Raw genomic sequence first — 19,921 nt, 5'->3', positions numbered from 1 at the left:
GGGTGGGTGGGTCAGTGATTCGCGATGGTGCGGATCAGCTTGCGGCAGACTCCTGGTCCGCCATCTTCTCCTGCAGAGCGGCCGCGAGACGGGCCACCTGCGAGGCAGGAGCGTTGAACAGGCCGGCGGCCTTTGCCAAGTTGCCCTTCATCGCGCCGGCGAGCTTGGCCAACAGCACCTCGCGGGACTCGAGGTCCGCGATCTGGTTGACCTGATCCACGGACAGCGCAGCGCCGTCCATGTAGCCGCCCTTGATGACGAGCGCCTTGTTGTCCTTCGCGAAGGTCTTCAGGGCCTTCGCAGCGTCGACCGGCTCGCCCTTGATGAACGCAATGGCGGTCGGTCCGACGAACAGGTCGTCAAGGCCCTCGACGCCCGCCTCTGCGGCGGCGCGCTTGACCAGGGTGTTCTTGGCGACGGAGTAGGTGGCACCCTCTCCGAGAGCGCGTCGCAGCTGCGTCAGACTGGTCACCGACAGACCACGGAACTCCGTGATCACGGCGGCCGTCGAGTCCTTGAACTGCTCGGTGATCTCCGCAACCGCAGAAACCTTCTCAGGCTTTGCCATACTTCGCCTCCTCTCAGTAACAGTCGTTTTCCCGCTCGGGAAGTTCCACTCGAAATCCGCAAAATGCAAAACGCCCCGGTGCAGGGCACACGGGGCGTACAGAGAGAAAGACGGCATCGCAACCGATGTCGCATCTCCCCTACCTCGTCCTCCTGCGTGGGCCGCCGGGCAATCCCGGACCTTCAACCGAGTCCGCGAGCGGATCCGGTGACCAACGGTCTTGGGTAGAACATGATCGGGGTGAAGATCGGCACGCGCCGAACTCCGCAGGCAAGCGTACCCGATCGGATACGTGGACGCAAAACGGCCGGCACGGAGCAGTTCCGTGCCGGCCGTTTCGTGCGCTGACCGCGAAGACCGGGAGACCGGTCTCCTACTCGGCGTCCTCCAGGAGGTTGCGAGTGCGCGACGGGTCCACCGGGATGCCCGGGCCGGTGGTGGTCGCGATCGTCACCTTCTTGACGTAACGCCCCTTCGCCGTGGACGGCTTCGCGCGCAGGACCTCGTCCAGGGCGGCACCGTAGTTCTCCACCAGCTTCGCGTCGTCGAACGACGCCTTGCCGATCACGAAGTGCAGGTTCGAGTTCTTGTCGACGCGGAAGTTGATCTTGCCGCCCTTGATGTCGGCGACAGCCTTGGCGACAGCCGGGGTGACCGTACCCGTCTTCGGGTTCGGCATCAGGCCGCGCGGACCGAGGACACGCGCGATACGGCCGACCTTGGCCATCTGGTCCGGGGTCGCGATCGCGGCGTCGAAGTCCAGCCACCCGCCCTGGATCCGCTCGATCAGGTCCTCCGCGCCGACGGCGTCCGCACCCGCGGCCTCGGCCTCGGCGGCCTTCTCGCCGACCGCGAACACGATGACGCGGGCGGTCTTACCGGTGCCGTGCGGCAGGTTGACCGTGCCGCGGACCATCTGGTCCGCCTTGCGGGGGTCCACACCGAGGCGCATGGCGACCTCGACGGTGGCGTCGTAGTTCTTCGAGGAGGTCTCCTTCGCGAGCCGAGCGGCCGCGAGGGGGCTGTAGAGCGCCGAGGCGTCGATCTTCTCAGCGGCGGCGAGGTACGCCTTGCTGCGCTTTGCCATTGTTCTGTCCTAACTTGTCACCGGAAGGTGAACGGTTCGGTCGTGGTTGTCGAGCCTGGCCGGCCCTCCCACGGGTTCCTGCTCCGGGGCTTCGTCAGCCCTGCGGTGTCACAACGCGGGCGTCGCGGTGCTCAGCCCTCGACCGTGATGCCCATCGAACGCGCGGTGCCGGCGATGATCTTCGCGGCGGCCTCGACGTCGTTGGCGTTCAGGTCTTCCTGCTTGGTCTTGGCGATCTCGCGCACCTGATCCATGGTGACCTTGGCGACCTTGGTCTTGTGCGGCTCGCCGGAGCCCTTCTGCACGCCCGCGGCCTTCAGCAGCAGCTTGGCGGCCGGCGGGGTCTTCAGCTTGAAGTCGAACGAGCGGTCCTCGTAGACCGTGATCTCGACCGGCACGACGTTGCCGCGCTGCGACTCGGTCGCGGCGTTGTACGCCTTGCAGAACTCCATGATGTTGACGCCGTGCTGACCCAGCGCGGGGCCGACCGGCGGAGCCGGATTGGCCTGACCTGCCTGGATCTGGAGCTTGATGAGCCCGGCAATCTTCTTCTTCTTCGGGGGCATCTCTATTCCTAGTTTCTTGCTCGGTGTGGTTCTTGCGTACTGCGATCGCAAGCTTGAGTGGGTCGGACCGTCAGATCTTCGACACCTGGTTGAAGGACAGCTCCACCGGGGTCTCACGACCGAAGATCGACACCAGGACCTTGAGCTTCTGCTGCTCGGCGTTGACCTCGCTGATCGAAGCGGGCAACGTCGCGAACGGTCCGTCCATCACGGTGACGGACTCGCCGACCTCGAAGTCCACCTCGATGGCGGGCTTGACGGCGGTCGCGACGCCCTCGGCGGTCGTGGCGGCGGCTGCGGCGGGCTTCTTCTTCGCCTGCTGCGGCAGCAGGAACTTCACGACCTCTTTGATCGTCAGCGGCGACGGGCGCGAGGTGGCCCCCACGAACCCGGTGACGCCGGGGGTGTTGCGCACAGCGCCCCACGACTCGTCGTTCAGCTCCATGCGCACCAGGATGTAGCCCGGCAGGACCTTGCGGTTGACCTGCTTGCGCTGGCCGTTCTTGATCTCGGTGACCTCTTCGGTGGGCACCTCGACCTGGAAGATGTACTCGCTCAGGTCCAGGTTCTGCACGCGGGTCTCGAGGTTGGCCTTGACCTTGTTCTCGTAGCCGGCGTAGGAGTGCACGACGTACCAGTCGCCGGGCTCGAGCCGCAGCTGCTTCTCGAGGGCCTCCGCCGGGTCGACCTCCTCGGCCACCTCGTCGGCCGGTGCCTCCTCGGGCTCGTCGGCCGGTGCCTCCTCGGCCTGTGCCGCCTCGGGCTCGTCGCCGGCCGTCTCGTCGGTTTCGATGCCCGCCTCTGCCGACTCGTCGGCCGCGTCCGCGGTCACGGAGTCGTCAACAAAGACCTCGTCCGAAACGCGCTCTTCGGCCGAGGGCTCGTAGGAGTCGTTCTCGGGGGTGCTCACCGGGCACTTTCCTCTCGTCGATCACATTCGCCGGTACGCTGACGCGCTAACCGAACAACCAGCTGACGCCCTTCACGAACGCCAGATCCAATCCAAAGATGAGCGCGGTCATGACCGTCACGAAGACCACGACGACGGTCGTGTACGTGACCAGCTGCTTGCGATTCGGCCAGATCACCTTGCGGAGCTCGGCGAGGACCTCACGGAAGAAGCGCCGCAGGCGCTTGAAGATGTTCTCCGTGCCCTGGGCACCGGAACGGGGGGCGGACTTGGCTGCCGCCTTCGAGTCGGGCCGCCGGGTGGCAGCCACCGCGGTCGACGCCGGAGCGGCCGAACGCCGCTGGGACCTCTTGCCGGTGGGAGCAGCGGACGCGGAGGGAGCGCCGGGGGTCGCGTCGGTCGCCGATCCGGCGTCGACAGGGTTGGAGGTCCCTGCGCTACCGCCGTCGCGCTTACCGCGCTCCTCGCTCACATCGTTCCTCTCGGTCGCTGGCCGTCCGGGGGCAGGGGCGACAGGACTTGAACCTGCAACCTGCGGTTTTGGAGACCGCTGCTCTGCCAATTGAGCTACGCCCCTTTGGTCGATGCCTCCGCCGGGAACCGGCGTCTCGATCGACCCATCTGCGACCACATGACATGCGCGCCACCCCGCGGACCGTCGAGGTCCTCGAGAGCAGCGCGCTGCGCTATGCGATCCCAGAAGTCTTAGTGTACTTCATAGCCCCGGGACAAACCCAATCCGCCCGGCCGGTCAGGCCAGACGGACCGTTGCCGTAGCCCGCCCGAAGATCTTACGCCCTTCGGACTTTGCCACGATCGCGACCACTGCCGTCTTGCTGTCCGCGTCCACCGACTTGACCTTGCCGGAGAACTCCACCTCGGCGGCCCGGTGGGCCTCGACGTAGACCGGACTGGTGAACCGAACGTTGTACTCGGTCACCGCTCCTGGGTCACCGAGCCAGTCGGTGACGAAGCCGGCCGCGATGCCCATGGAGAGCATGCCGTGGCCGACCACATCGCGCAAGCCGGCGAGCCTGGCGACCTCGTCGCTCCAGTGGATCGGGTTGGGATCACCCGACACACCCGCGTAGTTCACGAGGTTGCCGCGGGTGAGCGTGACCACCCGCGCGGGCAGCTCCTCCCCGACCGAGACGTCCTCGAACCTACGGAGCGACATGCATCATCACATCCTTGACTGCGTGGGCGATGTTCTCGTCCACCTCGCCACCGGTGCGGCCCACCAGGGTGGTCCACGTGGTCATCACGACGTTGTCGTGCTGATCCGTGATGATGTTCTTGGTGGTGATGATGTCGCTGCCGGCGGCCTGACGGAAGTCGTCGAGGTACACGTCGCAGAACAACCGATCGCCCACCTGGATGGGCCGGTGGAACACCAGCCGCTGATCCGTCTGCATGATCTGGCTGAGGTCGTATCCGGTCACGACCTCGTCGAACAGCTTGCGCTGGGCGATCATGCCGACGATGGAGACGAAGGTCAGCGGAGCGACGAGGCCGTCGTAGCCGAGACCCTTGGCCGCTTCCTCGTCGTGGTGCGCCGGATTGTTGTCCAGCACGGCGCGCGCGTACTCGCGGACCTTCTCGCGCCCGACCTCGTAGAAGTCCTCGACGCGATAGTGATGGCCGACCATCGAGGCCGCATGTGCCGCTGCATCGAACTGGATCCCGGCCTGTTCGGTGCCGTCCACGACCGATTCTTCACTCACGGATGTGCCCGTCATACGCAAAACTCCCGCAAATTCGCCCGGACGCCGGCCGGCGTGGGCGAGTTTGCGGAGAGCTCACGCGTCGACGTCGACCCTGTACGACTACTTCGACTCGCGGTGGGCGCGATGAGTGCCGCAGTTGGGGCAGAACTTCTTCAGCTCCAACCGGTCGGGGTCGTTGCGACGGTTCTTCTTCGTGATGTAGTTGCGGTGCTTGCACACCTCGCAGGCCAGGGTGATCTTCGGCCGAACGTCGGTTGAGGAGGCCACGGGATGCCTTCTTTCGCGTCAATCTGATCAACGAAGATCAGGGTGGTTCATTCAACTTTGGTAGCGGTGACCGGACTTGAACCGGCGACGCAACGATTATGAGTCGTTTGCTCTACCAACTGAGCTACACCGCCTCGGTGTCGAGTGTCGCGAACAACGGCGGCACCACAATCCAGCGAGCCCCCTGACGGAATCGAACCGTCGACCTTTTCCTTACCATGGAAACGCTCTGCCGACTGAGCTAAGGGGGCGCGACCACCGTGAGCATCTCTGCTCGCTGCGGCCTCCAAAAGATTACACACACTCCTCTGCAGGAACAAAATCAGCAGTTCAGGGGCCGTAAATCGGCATTTCCGGCCGCTTCCGCGAGCACCCGGCGAGGTGCTCCCCGGCCCCGGCCCGGGACGGGCCTGTCCGGAGCGCCGGCGGGACCCGGCACGGACGGCGTCCCGGTGCCCGAACGGCTGAAATGCAGAACGGCCCCGATCCGTTCGGATCGGGGCCGTTCTGCGTGGCAGGTGTAGGATTCGAACCTACGTAGGCATAAGCCGACGGATTTACAGTCCGCTCCCATTGGCCGCTCGGGCAACCTGCCGGGCGCGATCGGGACCGTGTCCCTGGCGCGTTTGAAACAATACAACGCACACCCCCCTGTTGTGCAAACCGGGTGGACAGCGGCACTGCGCCACCCGATAGCGTCGGGGCGGCAACCCGTACAGAACCGATCCGAAGTGGAGTGCTCGTGGCTGATTCGTCGTTCGATGTGGTGAGCAAGGTCGACCGGCAGGAGGTGGACAACGCGCTGAACCAGGCCGCCAAGGAACTCGGCACCCGCTTCGACTTCCGCAACACCGGGGCGAGCATCGAGTGGAGCGGCGAGGAGTCCGTCACCCTGACCGCCGACACCGAGGAGCGCGTCAATGCCGCCCTCGAGGTGTTCAAGGAGAAGCTGATCCGCCGCAACCTCTCCCTCAAATCCTTCGATGCCGGCGAGCCCACCCAGTCCGGCAAGGTCTACAAGATCAGCGGGTCCCTGGTGCAGGGCATCAGCACCGAGAACGCCAAGAAGATCTCCAAACTGATCCGCGACGAGGGCCCGAAGGGTGTCAAGGCGCAGATCCAGGGCGAGGAGCTGCGCGTGAGCAGCAAGAAGCGCGACGATCTGCAGGCCGTGATCGCACTGCTCAAGAACGCCGACCTCGACATCGCGCTGCAGTTCGTCAACTACCGGTAAGGGGCGCTACCCGCCGCGGGCCATGCGCTCGAGCCGGTCGATGCGCTCGGCCATGGGCGGGTGGGTCGAGAACAACCGGCTCACCCGCTCCCCCGCCCGGAACGGGTTGGCGATCATCATGTGCGACTGCGCGGCGATCCGGGGTTCGGGCGGCAGCGGCGCCGCCTGGGTACCCCGCTCGAGCTTGCGCAGCGCCGACGCCAGCGCCAGCGGGTCACCGGTGAGTTCGGCGCCGGACTGGTCCGCCTGATACTCGCGCGAGCGCGACACAGCCAGCCGGACGACCGACGCCGCGATGGGCCCGAGCAGCGACACCAACAGCAGAGCCAGCGGATTGGTGCCCTGGTCGCGGTTACCGAACATGTTCGCGAACAAGGCGAGATTCGCCAGCCCCGAGATCACCGCCGCCATCGCCCCGGCCACCGACGAGATCAGGATGTCCCGGTTGTAGACGTGCGACAGCTCGTGCCCGAGCACGGCGCGCAGCTCGCGCTCGTTCAGGATCTCCAGGATCCCGGTGGTGCAGCACACCGCCGCGTGGCGGGGATCGCGGCCCGTCGCGAACGCGTTGGGCGCGTTGGTCGGACTGATGTACAGCCGGGGCATCGGCTGATGGGCCGTGGTCGCGAGCTCGCGCACGATCCGGTAGACCGCCGGCGCCTGCACCTCGGTGATCGGTTGGGCATGCATCGCACGCAGCGCCAGCTTGTCGCTGTTGAAGTACGCGTAGGCGTTCATCCCGACGGCGAGCACGATCGAGCCGATCAGGATCGTCGGGTTCCGGAACAGGGCGCCGATGAACACGATGAGGGCGGACATCCCGATGAGGAGCCCCGCCGTCTTCAGCCGGTTCGCATACCCGTGCACGTCACGCCTCTTCCCGATTCGTCGATCTTGCTCGTATGTTCAACGAAACAGGGCGGGGAGCGGGTTCCCCACCGTCGCCCACCGCGACGGCCGTCCCGACCTCCGGGTCTACCCCACGCGCGCGATCGTGTAGTCGACGAGCCGGCGCAGGGCCTCGTTCGCCGGTCCCGGCGGCAGCGACGCCAGCTCCGCGCGGGCCTTGTCCGCGTACTCGCCCAGCGTCCGTTTCGCGGCGGCCATCCCCGGCGACCGTGCCAGCAGCATCAGGGCCTCGGCGACGACGGCCTCGTCCTCCACCGGCCCGGCCAGCAGTTCCCGCAGCCGGTCGGCCTCGGGTCCGGACTCGCGGAAGGCGTAGAGCACCGGCAGGGTGTGGACCCCCTCGCGCAGGTCCGTCCCCGGCGTCTTGCCGGACTCCACCGAGGCCGACGAGATGTCGATGATGTCGTCGGCGATCTGGAACGCGGTGCCGACGGCGTCGCCGAGCCGTTCCAGTTGCGCGATCTGGTCCGGATCCGCGCCGGAGAACGTCCCGCCGAACCGCCCGCTCGTCGCGATCAGCGAGCCGGTCTTCTCCCACACCACCTTCAGGTAGTGCTCGACCGGGTCCCGGTCCTTCCCGGTGCCGATGGTCTCGCGCATCTGCCCGGTCACGAGTTCGGCGAACGTCTCGGCGATCGTCCGCACGGCATCGGGACCGAGGGTCGACACCAGCCGCGACGCGTGGGCGAACAGGAAGTCCCCGGCGAGGATGGCGACGCTGTTGCTCCACCGCGCGTTGGCGCTGGGCGCCCCCCGGCGCATGGTGGCCTCGTCCATCACGTCGTCGTGGTACAGCGTGGCCAGGTGCACCAGTTCGACCGCGGTCGCCGCCGTGACGACCGCCGCATCGTTCGGCTCCGGACCGAGCTGGGCGGTGAGGAGGGTGAACAGCGGACGGAACCGCTTGCCGCCGGCCTTGGCGAGATGCAGCGCGACCTCGGTCAGGAAGTCCTCGCCGTCGGACAGCTCGGAGATCAGCAGCTCCTCGACCCGGGCGAGACCGTCCCGGACGGCGGCCGCCAGGACCGGATCGCCGAGGTCCACCCCGGCCACCACCGTGTCCGACGTCGCGCCGGACGGACCGGCGGACTGCGCCGCCCCTTCAGTGCTCACGATGAGATACCCATCCTGTTCTGTCGACCCGGCTGTTGCTGTCCGCTGTCGAATCGGCTCCACGGTAGTGAACCTAGCCGCTCCGCCGGTCGGCTACCTCCCCGAGGCACCGAAGCCGTGCCTGGAAAGATGGAGCCGTGGTGGCACAACACGCTGCGTCCGAACCGCGGCACAACCTTCCCGAGATCCCCGACCGTACCGACGTGCTCGTCGTCGGCGCAGGTCCCGCAGGGTCGGCAGCCGCCGCCTGGGCGGCCCGCGCCGGGCGCGACGTGCTGCTCGTCGACGCCGCGACCTTCCCCCGGGACAAGACGTGCGGCGACGGACTGACGCCGCGGGCGGTGGCCGAACTCGACCGGCTCGGCCTGGGTGACTGGGTGCGCACGCGCACCCTCAACCGCGGCCTGCGGCTCGAGGGTTTCGGCCGCAGCCTCGAGCTGCCGTGGCCGTCGGGCTCCTTCCCGGCGCAGGGCAGCGCCGTGCCGCGCACCGAACTCGACGACCGGATCCGCCGAACCGCCGTCGAGTCGGGCGCCGGTATGGCCGAGGGCGCCAAGGCCGTCGCCGTCGAGCGCGACGGGGCGCGGGTGACCGGTGTGACCTTCGCGATCGCGGGCGGTCGGCGCACCGTCGCGTGCGAACGGCTCGTCGTGGCGGACGGGGTCCGGTCCCCGCTGGGCAAGCTGCTCGGCCGGCAGTGGCACCGCGACACGGCATACGGGGTCGCGGCCCGCGCCTACGCCACCTCCCCCCGCAGCGACGACCCGTGGATCACGTCGCACCTGGAGCTACGCGACGACGCCGGCGCGCTGCATCCGGGCTACGGCTGGGTGTTCCCCCTGGGTACCGGTGAGGTCAACATCGGCGTGGGCACCCTCGCCACCGCGAAGCGACCGGCCGCCGGATCGCTGCGGCCGCTGATCGAGCTGTACGCGTCGCGGCGCCGCCGCGAGTGGGGCCTCGGCGAGACCACCCGCGTGGCGTCGGCGCTGCTGCCGATGGGAGGAGCGGTGTCCGGGGTGGCGGGCCGGAACTGGGCCCTGATCGGCGATGCCGCGGCGTGCGTGAACCCGCTCAACGGTGAGGGCATCGATTACGGCCTCGAGGGCGGGCGGCTCGTCGCCGGCGCTCTCGGCGCGGACGACCTCACGCACCTGTGGCCGGCTCTGCTGCGCGAACGCTACGGCCGGGCGTTCTCCGCGGCCCGGCGGCTGGCCGGCCTGCTGACGCTGCCACGGTTCCTGCCGGCCACCGGGCCCGTCGGGATGAGCTCGACGGCGCTGATGACGGTGGCCGTCCGGGTCATGGGCAACCTCGTCACCGAGCGCGACGAGGATCTCGTCGCGCGCGCGTGGCGGGCCGGCGGCGGCGCGTCGCTGCGGTGGGACCGTCGGCCGCTCTTCGCCTGACCCCGCCGGCCGACCGGTCCGGTCAGCGCATCGCCCGGTGCAGGGCCACGATCCCGCCGGTGAGGTTGCGCCATTGCACCGACCGCCAGCCGGCGGCCTGGATCCGCTCGGCGAGCTCGGGCTGCGTGGGCCACGCGCGGATCGACTCGGCGAGGTAGACGTAGGCGTCGGGGTTGCTGCTGACGGTCCGCGCGACCCGGGGCAGTGCCCGCATCAGGTATTCGAGGTAGAGCACGCGCAGCGGGGCCGAGACGGGTGTGCCGAACTCGCACACCACGAGGCGGCCTCCAGGCTTGGTCACCCGCGCGATCTCCCGCAGTCCGGCGTCGAAGTCGGAGACGTTGCGCAGGCCGAACGAGATGGTGGCGGCGTCGAACACCGCGTCGGCGAAGGGCAGGCGCATCGCGTCCCCCGCGACCATCGGCACCTGCCGGAACGCGCCGGCCTGCAACATGCCCTTGGAGAAGTCGGTGGCCACCACCCAGGCGCCGGACCGGCCGAGCTCCACCGTCGACACCCCGGTGCCGGCGGCGAGATCGAGGACCCGCTCCCCCGGTTGCAGGTCCAGTGCCGCCCGGGTGGCGCGCCGCCAGCTGCGGTCCTGCCCGAAGGACAGCACGGTGTTGGTGATGTCATATCGCTGGGCGACGCCGTCGAACATCGACGCGACCTCGCGCGGATCCTTCGCGAGCGAGGCCCGCGACCCGTGAGTAGTTGCCACGGCCGAAACGTTACCGCTACGCGCTGTGCCGACGTTACCGCTACGCGCTGTGCCGACGTTACCGCTACGCGCTGCGCCGCAGCGTGCCCGGCCGGACCGCGCAGACCTGTTCGTAGTGCCCGAGCAGTTCGTGGCACACCGCGGGCCAGGTGCGACCGAGGACACTGCGTCGCGCGGCCGCGCCGAACCGGTCCCGCAGCATCGGGTCGGCGAGCGCGCCCACCGCGCCCGGCAGCAGCTCGGCGAAGCCCTCGACCGGCAGCCGGTACCCGTTGCGGCAGTGGGCGACGAGATCGCGCGGGCCGCCCGCGTCGGGCGCGATCACCGGGACGCCGCTGGCGAGCGCCTCCTGCACGGCCTGGCAGAACGTCTCGTGCTCGCCCGGGTGGACGAACACGTCGAGGCTCGCGTAGGCGTCGGCCAGCGCGTCGCCGCCGAGATGGCCGGTGAACACTGCCCCGGGCAGGAGCGGTTCGAGACGGGTGCGCTCGGGGCCGTCGCCGACGACGACGAGCCGGTAGCGGGGGTCGGCTGCCAGGCCTGCGAGTCGTTCGACGTGCTTCTCCGGGGCGAGCCGCCCCACGAAGCCCACCACGAGCCGGCCGTCGGGCGACCATGCCCGGCGCAGGGCGGCGCTGCGCCGGGCCGGGGTGAAACGCGCGGTGTCGACGCCCCGCGCCCAGCGGTGCACCCGCGGGACGCCGTGTGCGGCGAGGTCCGCGGCGGCCGCCGTCGAGGGTGCGAGGGTGCGGTCGCACGCGCGGTGGATCCTGCGCGTCCACTGCCAGGCGGCGCGGGCCGCGAGCCCGAGCCCGTAGCTGGACGCGAATCCGGCGACGTCGGTCTGGTAGACCGCGACGGTGGGCAGGTCGAGCCGGCGAGCGGCGCCGAGGCCGCCGGCGCCGAGCAGGAACGGCGACGCCAGATGCACGACATCGGGGGCGAAGCCGCGCAGGATGCCGGTGAGCGCCGGCTGCGGCAGGCCCACGGGCAGGGAGCTGACCCTCGGGACGTGCACCGCCGGGACGCGGTGCACGGGGATCCCGTCGTGGTGGGCGGGGGCCGGGGGCTGTCCGGCGACGGTGTCGGGAGCGACGACCAGGGCCTCGTGGCCGTGGCGGTCGAGGTGCTCGAGCACGCGCAACACCGAGTTGGTGACGCCGTTGACGTTCGGGAGGAAGGATTCCGCGACGATGGCTACTCGCACCGGCCCAGCATCGCGGCGCGGCCGGTCGGTGGGGGGTGGCCGAGGTGTCCGCCGGGCGAAGTTCCGGCGAATCCTCTAGGCCGCGGCGGCGCTGCGCCGGCGGAGCCGGTTCAGCACGGGGGTCGCGATCAGCCAGGTCACCACGATCACCGAGGCAGCGGGTACGAGCGCGACGCGCACGTCACGGCCGGTGACCCGCACGAGATCCGGGTCGCTGCGGGAGTATTCGACGGCGATCCGCTGGCCCGCGGTCAGACCCGTGGGGTACAGCACGCCGAGTTCGGGGTTGTGGGTGACACCGTCGGGGGTGACGAAGCTGATCGCCGAGCGCAGCGAGCCGGCGGAGAGCACCTCGGCGGTGGCGGTGCCCATATCGGAGCCGATGAGGTGATCGTTGCGCCACGCGCCGAGCACCAGGATCGCGGTGAGCACCGAGATGCCGACGGCCACGGCGAACACCGCACGACGTGCCTTGTCGATCCCGCTCATGCGTCCGTCACAGCTGGGCACGCACGGCTGCGTGCAGTTCCCGCAGGCCGGAGCGGTCGGTGATCACTTCGAGCACCCGGATGCCGCCGGCGGGCGCGGTCCGGTCGGCCAGCGCGGCGGTGAGCGCGGACAGGTCCACCCGCTCGTGCGGCACCCGGTACGCGGCGCACAGCGCGGCGAGATCCATGCCGTGCGGCGTGCCGAACACGCGCTCGAACACGCCGGCGTACTGCGGGTCGCCCTGCTCGAGCAGCTCGAAGATGCCGCCGCCGTCGTCGTTGGCGACGACCACGGTCAGATTCTCCGGGCGTGGTTCGGCGGTGCCGATCAGCAGGCCGGACGCGTCGTGCAGGAATGTCAGGTCGCCCATCAGGGCGACGGTGCGGCCCTGTTGGTAGGCCAGGGCGGCGCCGACGGCGGTCGACACGGTGCCGTCGATGCCGGCGACGCCGCGGTTGGAGAGCACCTTCACCCCGTCGCGGGGGTAGCTCACCAGCGCCGCGTCGCGCACCGGGTTGGAGGCGCCGAGCAGCAGCTGGTCCCCGTCGCGCAGCGCGTCGGTGACCGCCGCCGCGACGTGCAGTCCGGTCGGCTTCGGGTGGACGTCGAGCTGGGCGCGCACCGCCTTGTCGGTGTGAGCGGACAGGTTCCGGCAGCGGTCCAGCCAGGCCGGGTCGGGGCGGCCGGTGACGACGGCGCGCGTGCCGGTGGCGAGGACATTGCCGGACACGTCGGGCCAGCGGGGTCCGGTGGTGAGCGCGTACACGGCCACCGACGGGTCGGCGAGCAGCTTGGACACCGGCCGGTGCAGGGTGGGCCGGCCGGTGATGATCGCCTGCCGCGGCTTCAGCTGGGGCAGCGCCATCGGGTGCAGGGGGACACCGTGGAGCGGCGCGGTGGGTTCGGCCACGGTGGGCAGTTCCGACAGCTCGGGCCGGTAGGCGGAGCCGTGGCCGGAGATCACCACCGTGTCGGCGGTGATGTCGAGTTCCATCGGCACGTCGAGGGTGGCGTGCACGGTGGTGGTCCAGGCGCTGCCGTCGGGGCGGCCTTCGGGGACCGGGCCCTGGGGGTGGACGTCCGGGACGAGCGGCTCGCGCAGCGGGATGTCGAAGTGGACGGGCCCGGCGTTGCCGGAGCGGGTGCCGCGGGCCGCGGCGAGGACGCGGCTGACCGCGGAGCGCCACTCGCTGTTCTGCTCGATCCCTTCGGCCAGGCCGAGGCTGATGGTGGCGCGGACCTGGGTGCCGAACATGCCGAGCTGTTCGACGGTCTGGTTGGCGCCGGTGCCGAGGAGCTCGTAGGGGCGGTTGGCGCTGAGCACCACGAGCGGCACCCGAGCGTAGTTGGCTTCGAGCACGGCCGGCGCAAGATTGGCGACGGCGGTGCCGGAGGTCATCACGACGGGCACCGGCCGGCCGGAGGCGACGGACAGCCCGATCGCGAGGAAGCCGGCGGTGCGTTCGTCGATGCGCATGTGCAGCCGCAGCCGGCCCGCATTGTCGGCGGCCTGCAGCGCGAAGGCGAGCGGCGCGTTGCGCGAACCGGGGCACAGCACGACGTCGCGGACGCCGCCTCGGGCGAGTTCGTCGACGACGGCGGTGGCCTGGGCGGTGGACGGGTTCACGGCACCCAGAGTAGTGCGGGCGGGCGGCACGCCCCCGATGCCCCGGGCGGCACGCCCCCGATCCCCCGGCGGCGCGGGACGAGGGTCACAGCAAGAATGGGGCGATGCGCACCGTCTTCGATCCCACCGAGCTGGGCACCGGCCGCTTCTACCGACTGATGACCGCCACGATCGTGCCGCGGCCGATCGCATGGGTGTCCACCGTGTCGGCGGACGGAGTTCCCAACGTCGCGCCGTACAGCTTCTTCACCGTCGCCGCGGTCGCGCCGCCGGTGGTGCAGTTCACCTCGGTCGGGCGCAAGGACAGCCTCCGCAACATCGAGGAGACCGGCGAGTTCGTGATCAACGTCGCGACCGTGCCGCTGATGGAACGGGTCAACGCGACGTCGGCGGGCTTCGCGCACGACGTGGACGAATTCGCGGCTGTGGACCTGCGGCCCGAGCGCAGCGAGCGGGTGCATCCGCCTCGGGTCGCGGAAGCGCCGGCGGCGATCGAGTGCACCCTGCACCGGGTGATCGAGGTCGGGGACTGCTTCGTGGTGATGGGCGACGTGGTGGCCGTGTCGGTCCGGACCGACGTGCTGGCCGAGGACGGGATGCCGGACTTCGCGGCCCTGGCGCCGGCGAGCCGGCTGGGTCGCAACGAATGGGGTCTCACCCCCGAGGTGCGCCACCTCGACCGCCCCGAGTGATAGGTTAGCCTCCGCTAATTCCAACGGAGGTTCGTATGGCCGTGCGCACCAAGACCACCCGCATCGCCCCGGCGAGTCGCGAGATCGTCACCGGACGGGTGCTCGCCACCGAACGAATCGGGCCGAGCTTCGTGCGGGTCACCGTGGGCGGCGCGAACGTCGGGCGGATCGCACCGATGGGGTTCGACCAGTGGTTCCGGATGTTCTTCCCGGCCCCGGGCCAACGGTCGCTGACCCTGCCGGCCACGGCGAGCCCGCAGTGGTGGCCCGCGATGCGGGCCATGCCCGAGGCCGTCCAGCCGATCCTGCGCAACTACACGATCCGTCGCTACCGGGAGGCGGGAACGGGCCAGTACGGCGACACGGCCGAACTGGACATCGACTTCGCCACCCACGGCGACACGGGACCGGCATCGCGGTGGGCGCGCACCGCACGGCCGGGTGTCGAACTGGCGCTGCTGGACGAGGGCATCATGTACCACCGCCCCGCCGAGGCGCGCTGGCAGGTCCTCGTAGCCGACGAGAGCGCGCTGCCCGCGATCGCGGGGATCCTCGCGTCGTCCGCCGGGCGGCACCACGCGGGGCCCACCGAGGTGTTCGTGGAGGTGGACGATGCCGGCGACGTCGCCGCCCAGGAGATCGTCCCCGGTCCGGGCGTCCGGCTGCACACGGTGGTGCGGCCCGGGCGGCACGCGCCGCCCGGGCCGCACGTGCTCGAGGCCGTGCGGGCCGCCGCGCTGCCCGACGGGCCGGGATACGCGTTCCTGGCGGGCGAATCGGGACTCGTGACGTCGATGCGCCGGCACCTGGTGCGGGAGCGGGGCCTCGCCAAGTCCGCCGTGACGTTCACCGGCTACTGGAAGTTCGGCGCCGCCAGCTATTGAGGGTGGTGTCTTTCCGGACCGCGACCGGTCCGGAAAGACACCGGGTGCCTCAGGTGCCTCAGCCGGCGTGTTTCTGCACCAGCGCGCCCACGCGCGGCAGGGCCTCGACGACGTGCTTCTGCGCCGACGGACGCAGCTTCTCGTAGACCTTCTTGATCGCCGTGCGCGACGAGGCCTCGATGCGCGCGTCCGTCACGCCGAGCAGCGCGTCCGCCACCGTCTCACCGCGGGCGGTGAGGTAGTCGGCGAACGCACCGTTGCCCGCGTAGTCCTGCCAGAACGGCTGGATCTTGGTGACGAACTCCGGCAGCAGCCCCTCGACGGCGCTGGGCACGATCGACGGGCCGAGCTTCGTCACCGCCGCGTAGCCGGCCTTGAGCGCGAGACCCGACGCGCCCTTCTTGTCCGACACCTCGGCGTCGATCAGCGCCTCGACGTCGGCGACGACCGCCGGGACCTTGTCGGCGCCGAGCAGGGCATCATCCAGAGCTGCAACCACTTCCACTGCCTCCGTAATGTGACTCGTGAGTACGAACGCCCGGAACGATATACGACTACCCGAGCCGCACCTAGTCGAGCGCGGCGCGGCAGCGCCGCACCCGGTCGAACCACCAGCGCGCCCGTTCCGGGTCGGCCCGCACGGCCGCGAGGAGGGCCGGATCCGGCGTCACCTCCCCCACCGGGAGCGCCCCGTCGGCCATCGTGCGCGGCGCCGCCACGTCGACGGTGAAGAACCCGCCCGTGCCCAGTCCGCACGCATACGGCAGCTCGGGCAGCGCGGCCGCCGCGGCCAGTCCGGCACCCATGCCCACGGCCGAGTCGAGCGCGCTCGACACCACCACCGGCACGCCGTGGCCGGCCAGCTCGTCGGCCAGCGCCAGCAGCCGTCGCACCCCGCCGAGCGGGGCCACCTTGACCACCGCCACGTCGGCGCCGCCGGCCCGCACCACCCGCAGGGGATCCTCGGCGCGCCGGATGCTCTCGTCCGCCGCCACCGGCACGTCGGGCATCCGGCGACGCACCTCGACCAGTTCGGGCACCGTCGCGCAGGGCTGCTCGGCGTACTCGAGCGGGCCGTCGGCGACGAGGGCCCTCAGCGCGGCGACCGCCTCGTCGGCGCTCCACCCGCCGTTCGCGTCGATCCGCACGTGGGGGACGAGCTCGCGCACCGCCCGCACCCGCGCGACGTCCTGCGCCAGGTCCTGACCGGGTTCGGCAACCTTGACCTTGGCGGTGCGGGCCCCCGGGAACCGGGCGAGGACGGCCGGCACGTCGCCGGGGCCGACGGCCGGAACGGTGGCGTTGACGGGCACGGTGTCCCGGCGCGGCGCCGGATGCCCGAACCAGGCGGATTCGAGGGCCGAACGCAGCCAGTGCGCCGCCTCGTCGTCGACGTACTCGGGGAACGGCCCGAATTCTCCCCATCCGGCGGGACCTCGCACGAGCACGAGTTCACGTTCGGTGATGCCACGGAACCGCACCCGCATGGGCAGCGACACCACGACGGCCGCGTCGAGGATCTCGTCGACGGCCGGCAGGGCCGCGGCGGTCACGGCTGGCCGGGCAGCAGCTGGATCATCAGGGCCTCGCAGTCGGCGAGCAGCGTGCCGTCGAGATCGCGCAGCTCGGCCGAGCAGAAGAGCTTGCGCCCCTCGACCCGGTCGACCCGCCCCTCCACGACGAGCTCGGTCTCGAGCGGGGTGATCTTGCGGTAGTTCACATGCAGGTAGCCGGTGCGGGCGATGGGATGGCCGGCCGCGTGGACCACCATGCCGAACAGGTCGTCGAACAGCAGTGGCAGGGTGCCACCGTGCGCCGCGCTGTTGCCGCCGCGGTGGTAGATCCGGAACATGCCGCGCGAGCGAACCGACTCGGCGTCGAACTTCTCGATCGTCCACGGCGGCATCAGCAGGCTGCCGCGACCGGGCAGGTCGACGTTGAATCCGGCCGGCGACCTGCCCTCGGGCACGACGTGCGGCTCGAGCAGGTCCCCGAGGGCCTCGGCCTGCTCGATGGCCCGGTCGACGACGTCGTCGGGGATGTGGGTGGACACGGCGAGATCCTGCAGCCTCCGCAGCGCCTCGACGAAGCGACCGTAGTTCGGTCCCGCCTTCACCGGCGTGTACACCGGAAACCCGCCGTGATGTTCGTAGTCGGCGTCGACCGTACGGTCCGTCTGCTCGCTCATAGCTGCACGGTATCGCCTGACGACCGTCGCGTCGGCGCAGAGGCCCGCGACCGGAGTTCTATGGTCGACGGGTGACTTTCAATCCTGAGCTGTGGCGACCCGTACCCGGGTTCGAGAACCTCACCGACATCACCTACCACCGGCACGTCACGCAGGGCACCGTCCGCGTGGCGTTCGACCGGCCGGAGGTGCGCAACGCGTTCCGTCCGCACACCGTCGACGAGTTGTACCGCGCGCTGGACCACGCCCGCATGACGTCCGACGTCGGCGCGGTGCTCCTCACCGGCAACGGCCCCAGCCCGAAGGACGGCGGCTGGGCCTTCTGTTCCGGCGGCGACCAGCGGATCCGCGGGCGCAGCGGCTACCAGTACGCGAGCGGCGAAACCGCCGACACGGTGGACAAGGCCCGCGCGGGCCGGCTGCACATCCTCGAGGTGCAGCGGCTGATCCGGTTCATGCCGAAGGTCGTGATCGCCCTCGTCAACGGCTGGGCCGCCGGCGGCGGGCACAGCCTGCACGTCACGTGCGACCTGACCCTCGCCTCCCGCGAGCACGCCCGGTTCAAGCAGACCGACGCCGACGTGGGCAGCTTCGACGGCGGCTACGGCAGCGCGTACCTGGCGAAGATGGTGGGCCAGAAGTTCGCCCGCGAGATCTTCTTCCTCGGCGACGCCTACACCGCCGAGGAAATGCATCACATGGGTGCGGTCAACCGCGTCGTCGACCACGCCGAGCTCGAGAACGTCGCGCTGGAGTGGGCCGCGAAGATCAACGGCAAGTCGCCGCAGGCCCAGCGGATGCTCAAGTACGCCTTCAACCTCGCCGACGACGGGCTCGTCGGCCAGCAGCTGTTCGCGGGCGAGGCGACGCGGCTCGCGTACATGACCGACGAGGCGGTCGAGGGCCGGGACGCGTTCCTGCAGAAGCGGGACCCGGACTGGTCCCCCTACCCCTGGTACTACTAGGGCCTTTTCGCGGCGAGGGGGAGGTTGTCGCGGCATCGCGCGAGTAGCCTCCGCGACAACCTCCCCCTCGGCGCCACAACCTCCCGATTGAAACGGCCCGAATCGGGCACACTCCTGATCATGACGGATCGCGAGCAACCACTTCCCGACCACATCCGGCCCGACGGCGTGTCCGACGAGACGGTGGCGGCGGCCGGCAAACTCTCCGAAGCGCTCGAAACGGTGGAGCAGGCCCGCGGGAATCTGTACGCCTTCCACCAGCTGATGGGCCGCGCCGACCTGCTGCTCGGCGACGCCGTGGACAAGCTCGCCGAGGCCGGTCACCGCGAACTCGCCGACCGGGTGCAGACGGAGATGGTCGGCCGCAACGTCCTCGAGGGGCGGTGGACGTTCCAGATCGTGGAGGACTTCGACGACGGCTACTGGACGGAGTTCCGCGAGCTCGAGCGACAGGTGCGCGACGAACTGGTCCGCGGCCGTCGGCATCTGTTCGAGGCCGAGATGAAGGAACAGCGCCGCACCCACGGGCGACGGGGGCACGAGGCGCGCCCGGCCGAGGAGGGCTGAGATGGAGATCCTCGGCAGCCGGACGATCCTCCGGCCGGCCGACTACGACGCCGCCCTGCGGTTCTACGGTGACGTCCTGGGCCTGGCGATCTACCGCGAATATCCCGGCGGGACGGTGTTCTTCGCCGGGCAGTCGCTGATCGAGGTGGCCGCGCACGGCAGCACCGGGAGGCCCCAGCACTTCGAGGGTGCGCTGTGGCTGCAGGTGCGCGACGTCTACAACGTGGAGGCCGAGCTGGTGACGAGGGGCGTCCCGATCGTGCGGGGCGCCCGGCAGGAGCCGTGGGGCCTGCACGAGCTGTGGATCGCCGATCCCGACGGCATCCCGATCGTGCTGGTGCAGATCCCGCCGGACCATCCGCTGCGCCGCGACACCCGCTGACCGGTGCGTCCTTCGGGCTGCGGTGACAGCCCGAAGGACGCACCGGCCGCGTCAGCGGCCCGTCAGCGCGGCCGCGATCTGCTCGGTGTGGGCCTGCGAGTCGTAGAGCTGGCGCAGCAGCCACAGTCGCAGCACTCGCGCGATCGCGCCCGCGAGATACAGCGCGGCGCCGAGGATCGCGACGATCAGCAACGCCGTGGCGAGGATCTGATACGACGCGATGTTGCGCAGGTCCGCCTGGGTGAGCGAGGCGAAGTAGACGACGAACGCCGCGACGGCACCGCCGATCATCAGTACGAGCCCGCCGATGCGCGCGGGACCGTCGGCCTTCGCGCCGCCGGTGTCGAGCTTCAGGTCGGCCGCGTCCTGCCGGAACTTGGCGCGCCGCTCCTCGGTGAGTGCGGTCATG

The 19,921-nt window shown here is 70.3% G+C and carries 25 protein-coding genes and 4 tRNA genes; 7 read left to right on the top strand and 22 right to left on the bottom strand.

What is annotated here, in order from left to right; all coding sequences use genetic code 11:
* Positions 1-34 precede the first annotated feature (34 nt).
* The 12 genes from rplJ to G6038_RS16665 all read right to left on the bottom strand — a co-directional run bounded on the left by rplJ (position 35) and on the right by G6038_RS16665 (position 5,720).
* Positions 35-568, bottom strand: coding sequence for a 50S ribosomal protein L10 (gene rplJ / locus G6038_RS16720; RefSeq protein ID WP_006940886.1), 534 nt, complete (start codon positions 566-568; stop codon positions 35-37).
* A 373-nt stretch (positions 569-941) separates the two neighbouring features.
* Positions 942-1,655 carry a 50S ribosomal protein L1 gene (gene rplA / locus G6038_RS16715; RefSeq protein WP_100056093.1) on the bottom strand — a complete coding sequence of 238 codons (714 nt, stop codon included), beginning with the start codon at positions 1,653-1,655 and terminating at the stop codon, positions 942-944.
* A 131-nt stretch (positions 1,656-1,786) separates the two neighbouring features.
* Positions 1,787-2,221, bottom strand: a complete 435-nt coding sequence (gene rplK, locus G6038_RS16710; RefSeq protein ID WP_003937618.1) for a 50S ribosomal protein L11 — start codon at positions 2,219-2,221, stop codon at positions 1,787-1,789.
* Positions 2,222-2,291: 70 nt separating this feature from the next.
* Positions 2,292-3,131, bottom strand: coding sequence for a transcription termination/antitermination protein NusG (gene nusG / locus G6038_RS16705; RefSeq protein ID WP_165038940.1), 840 nt, complete (start codon positions 3,129-3,131; stop codon positions 2,292-2,294).
* Between the two features lie 46 nt (positions 3,132-3,177).
* Complete coding sequence (gene secE / locus G6038_RS32115) at positions 3,178-3,603, bottom strand: preprotein translocase subunit SecE (RefSeq protein ID WP_165038939.1); 426 nt, start codon at positions 3,601-3,603, stop codon at positions 3,178-3,180.
* Positions 3,604-3,635: 32 nt separating this feature from the next.
* Positions 3,636-3,708 (bottom strand) — tRNA-Trp (locus G6038_RS16695).
* 174 nt (positions 3,709-3,882) lie between these two features.
* On the bottom strand, positions 3,883-4,308 hold the full coding sequence (gene hadB / locus G6038_RS16690; protein ID WP_165038938.1) for a (3R)-hydroxyacyl-ACP dehydratase subunit HadB: 426 nt from the start codon (positions 4,306-4,308) through the stop codon (positions 3,883-3,885).
* Positions 4,295-4,870 carry a (3R)-hydroxyacyl-ACP dehydratase subunit HadA gene (gene hadA, locus G6038_RS16685; protein ID WP_165038937.1) on the bottom strand — a complete coding sequence of 192 codons (576 nt, stop codon included), beginning with the start codon at positions 4,868-4,870 and terminating at the stop codon, positions 4,295-4,297. The genes hadB and hadA overlap by 14 nt, the downstream gene beginning before the upstream one ends.
* Positions 4,871-4,957: 87 nt before the next feature.
* A complete protein-coding gene (gene rpmG, locus G6038_RS16680) occupies positions 4,958-5,125 on the bottom strand; it encodes a 50S ribosomal protein L33 (protein ID WP_003937613.1) in 168 nt (55 codons plus the stop codon).
* A 58-nt stretch (positions 5,126-5,183) separates the two neighbouring features.
* Positions 5,184-5,259 (bottom strand) — tRNA-Met (locus G6038_RS16675).
* Between the two features lie 44 nt (positions 5,260-5,303).
* Positions 5,304-5,376, bottom strand: a tRNA-Thr gene (locus tag G6038_RS16670).
* Positions 5,377-5,637: 261 nt separating this feature from the next.
* Positions 5,638-5,720: transfer RNA gene (locus G6038_RS16665), tRNA-Tyr, on the bottom strand.
* A gap of 147 nt (positions 5,721-5,867) precedes the next feature.
* Between G6038_RS16665 and G6038_RS16660 the strand changes: the two genes are divergently transcribed.
* Positions 5,868-6,359 carry a YajQ family cyclic di-GMP-binding protein gene (locus G6038_RS16660; protein WP_006940864.1) on the top strand — a complete coding sequence of 164 codons (492 nt, stop codon included), beginning with the start codon at positions 5,868-5,870 and terminating at the stop codon, positions 6,357-6,359.
* A 6-nt stretch (positions 6,360-6,365) separates the two neighbouring features.
* Here G6038_RS16660 and htpX read toward each other — a convergent pair whose 3' ends face one another.
* Both htpX and G6038_RS16650 read right to left on the bottom strand, forming a co-directional pair.
* Positions 6,366-7,226 (bottom strand): zinc metalloprotease HtpX, encoded by an 861-nt coding sequence (gene htpX / locus G6038_RS16655; protein ID WP_165038936.1) that lies wholly within the window; start codon positions 7,224-7,226, stop codon positions 6,366-6,368.
* A gap of 108 nt (positions 7,227-7,334) precedes the next feature.
* Positions 7,335-8,381, bottom strand: coding sequence for a polyprenyl synthetase family protein (locus G6038_RS16650; RefSeq protein ID WP_165038935.1), 1,047 nt, complete (start codon positions 8,379-8,381; stop codon positions 7,335-7,337).
* 137 nt (positions 8,382-8,518) lie between these two features.
* Here G6038_RS16650 and G6038_RS16645 point away from each other — a divergent pair, with 137 nt between their 5' ends.
* Positions 8,519-9,790: a geranylgeranyl reductase family protein gene (locus G6038_RS16645; RefSeq protein ID WP_165038934.1), complete on the top strand. Its 1,272-nt coding sequence runs from the start codon at positions 8,519-8,521 to the stop codon at positions 9,788-9,790.
* A gap of 22 nt (positions 9,791-9,812) precedes the next feature.
* Here the strand turns inward: G6038_RS16645 and G6038_RS16640 are convergent, their stop codons facing one another.
* From G6038_RS16640 to menD, 4 genes are all read right to left on the bottom strand, one after another.
* Positions 9,813-10,511, bottom strand: coding sequence for a demethylmenaquinone methyltransferase (locus G6038_RS16640; protein ID WP_165038933.1), 699 nt, complete (start codon positions 10,509-10,511; stop codon positions 9,813-9,815).
* Between the two features lie 64 nt (positions 10,512-10,575).
* Positions 10,576-11,718: a glycosyltransferase family 1 protein gene (locus G6038_RS16635; RefSeq protein WP_165038932.1), complete on the bottom strand. Its 1,143-nt coding sequence runs from the start codon at positions 11,716-11,718 to the stop codon at positions 10,576-10,578.
* Positions 11,719-11,793: 75 nt separating this feature from the next.
* Positions 11,794-12,207, bottom strand: a complete 414-nt coding sequence (locus tag G6038_RS16630; RefSeq protein WP_165038931.1) for a DUF3592 domain-containing protein — start codon at positions 12,205-12,207, stop codon at positions 11,794-11,796.
* 7 nt (positions 12,208-12,214) lie between these two features.
* A complete protein-coding gene (gene menD / locus G6038_RS16625; RefSeq protein WP_165038930.1) occupies positions 12,215-13,834 on the bottom strand; it encodes a 2-succinyl-5-enolpyruvyl-6-hydroxy-3-cyclohexene-1-carboxylic-acid synthase in 1,620 nt (539 codons plus the stop codon).
* A gap of 104 nt (positions 13,835-13,938) precedes the next feature.
* On the opposite strand from menD, the gene G6038_RS16620 reads away from it, so the two are divergent.
* Together G6038_RS16620 and G6038_RS16615 are read left to right on the top strand one after the other, a co-directional pair.
* A complete protein-coding gene (locus tag G6038_RS16620; RefSeq protein ID WP_165038929.1) occupies positions 13,939-14,526 on the top strand; it encodes a flavin reductase family protein in 588 nt (195 codons plus the stop codon).
* A 35-nt stretch (positions 14,527-14,561) separates the two neighbouring features.
* Positions 14,562-15,410: a siderophore-interacting protein gene (locus tag G6038_RS16615; RefSeq protein WP_165038928.1), complete on the top strand. Its 849-nt coding sequence runs from the start codon at positions 14,562-14,564 to the stop codon at positions 15,408-15,410.
* 58 nt (positions 15,411-15,468) lie between these two features.
* On the opposite strand, the gene G6038_RS16610 is transcribed toward G6038_RS16615, so the two are convergent.
* From G6038_RS16610 to G6038_RS16600, 3 genes are all read right to left on the bottom strand, one after another.
* The gene (locus G6038_RS16610) at positions 15,469-15,909 is read right to left on the bottom strand and encodes a hypothetical protein (RefSeq protein WP_165038927.1); all 441 of its coding nucleotides are present in this window, start codon (positions 15,907-15,909) and stop codon (positions 15,469-15,471) included.
* Between the two features lie 70 nt (positions 15,910-15,979).
* Complete coding sequence (locus G6038_RS16605; RefSeq protein ID WP_165038926.1) at positions 15,980-16,963, bottom strand: o-succinylbenzoate synthase; 984 nt, start codon at positions 16,961-16,963, stop codon at positions 15,980-15,982.
* Complete coding sequence (locus tag G6038_RS16600; protein ID WP_165038925.1) at positions 16,960-17,598, bottom strand: PaaI family thioesterase; 639 nt, start codon at positions 17,596-17,598, stop codon at positions 16,960-16,962. Before G6038_RS16600 ends, G6038_RS16605 begins: the two co-directional genes overlap by 4 nt.
* Before the next feature lie 71 nt (positions 17,599-17,669).
* Between G6038_RS16600 and G6038_RS16595 the strand changes: the two genes are divergently transcribed.
* The 3 genes from G6038_RS16595 to G6038_RS16585 all read left to right on the top strand — a co-directional run bounded on the left by G6038_RS16595 (position 17,670) and on the right by G6038_RS16585 (position 19,512).
* Positions 17,670-18,563, top strand: a complete 894-nt coding sequence (locus G6038_RS16595; RefSeq protein WP_165038924.1) for a 1,4-dihydroxy-2-naphthoyl-CoA synthase — start codon at positions 17,670-17,672, stop codon at positions 18,561-18,563.
* Positions 18,564-18,680: 117 nt separating this feature from the next.
* Positions 18,681-19,130, top strand: a complete 450-nt coding sequence (locus G6038_RS16590) for a hypothetical protein (protein WP_165038945.1) — start codon at positions 18,681-18,683, stop codon at positions 19,128-19,130.
* Between the two features lies 1 nt (position 19,131).
* Positions 19,132-19,512 carry a VOC family protein gene (locus tag G6038_RS16585; protein ID WP_165038923.1) on the top strand — a complete coding sequence of 127 codons (381 nt, stop codon included), beginning with the start codon at positions 19,132-19,134 and terminating at the stop codon, positions 19,510-19,512.
* Positions 19,513-19,563: 51 nt separating this feature from the next.
* Here the strand turns inward: G6038_RS16585 and G6038_RS16580 are convergent, their stop codons facing one another.
* Positions 19,564-19,920 carry a hypothetical protein gene (locus G6038_RS16580; protein ID WP_165038922.1) on the bottom strand — a complete coding sequence of 119 codons (357 nt, stop codon included), beginning with the start codon at positions 19,918-19,920 and terminating at the stop codon, positions 19,564-19,566.
* Between the last annotated feature and the right edge of the window lies 1 nt (position 19,921).

The organism is Rhodococcus sp. 14C212, from assembly GCF_011058195.1.
GTDB lineage: Bacteria > Actinomycetota > Actinomycetes > Mycobacteriales > Mycobacteriaceae > Rhodococcus > Rhodococcus aetherivorans.
Note: the sequence above shows the minus strand (reverse complement) of the source record. Positions and strands in the feature narration are given on the sequence as shown.

Coding starts and splice junctions, on each gene's coding strand:
- rplJ (WP_006940886.1), bottom strand. CDS start 568: ATGGCAAAGCCTGAGAAGGTTTCTGCGGTTGCGGAGATCACCGAGCAG.
- rplA (WP_100056093.1), bottom strand. CDS start 1,655: ATGGCAAAGCGCAGCAAGGCGTACCTCGCCGCCGCTGAGAAGATCGAC.
- rplK (WP_003937618.1), bottom strand. CDS start 2,221: ATGCCCCCGAAGAAGAAGAAGATTGCCGGGCTCATCAAGCTCCAGATC.
- hadB (WP_165038938.1), bottom strand. CDS start 4,308: ATGTCGCTCCGTAGGTTCGAGGACGTCTCGGTCGGGGAGGAGCTGCCC.
- hadA (WP_165038937.1), bottom strand. CDS start 4,870: ATGACGGGCACATCCGTGAGTGAAGAATCGGTCGTGGACGGCACCGAA.
- G6038_RS16630 (WP_165038931.1), bottom strand. CDS start 12,207: ATGAGCGGGATCGACAAGGCACGTCGTGCGGTGTTCGCCGTGGCCGTC.
- G6038_RS16620 (WP_165038929.1), top strand. CDS start 13,939: ATGCGCACCGTCTTCGATCCCACCGAGCTGGGCACCGGCCGCTTCTAC.
- G6038_RS16615 (WP_165038928.1), top strand. CDS start 14,562: ATGGCCGTGCGCACCAAGACCACCCGCATCGCCCCGGCGAGTCGCGAG.
- G6038_RS16600 (WP_165038925.1), bottom strand. CDS start 17,598: ATGAGCGAGCAGACGGACCGTACGGTCGACGCCGACTACGAACATCAC.
- G6038_RS16585 (WP_165038923.1), top strand. CDS start 19,132: ATGGAGATCCTCGGCAGCCGGACGATCCTCCGGCCGGCCGACTACGAC.
- G6038_RS16580 (WP_165038922.1), bottom strand. CDS start 19,920: ATGACCGCACTCACCGAGGAGCGGCGCGCCAAGTTCCGGCAGGACGCG.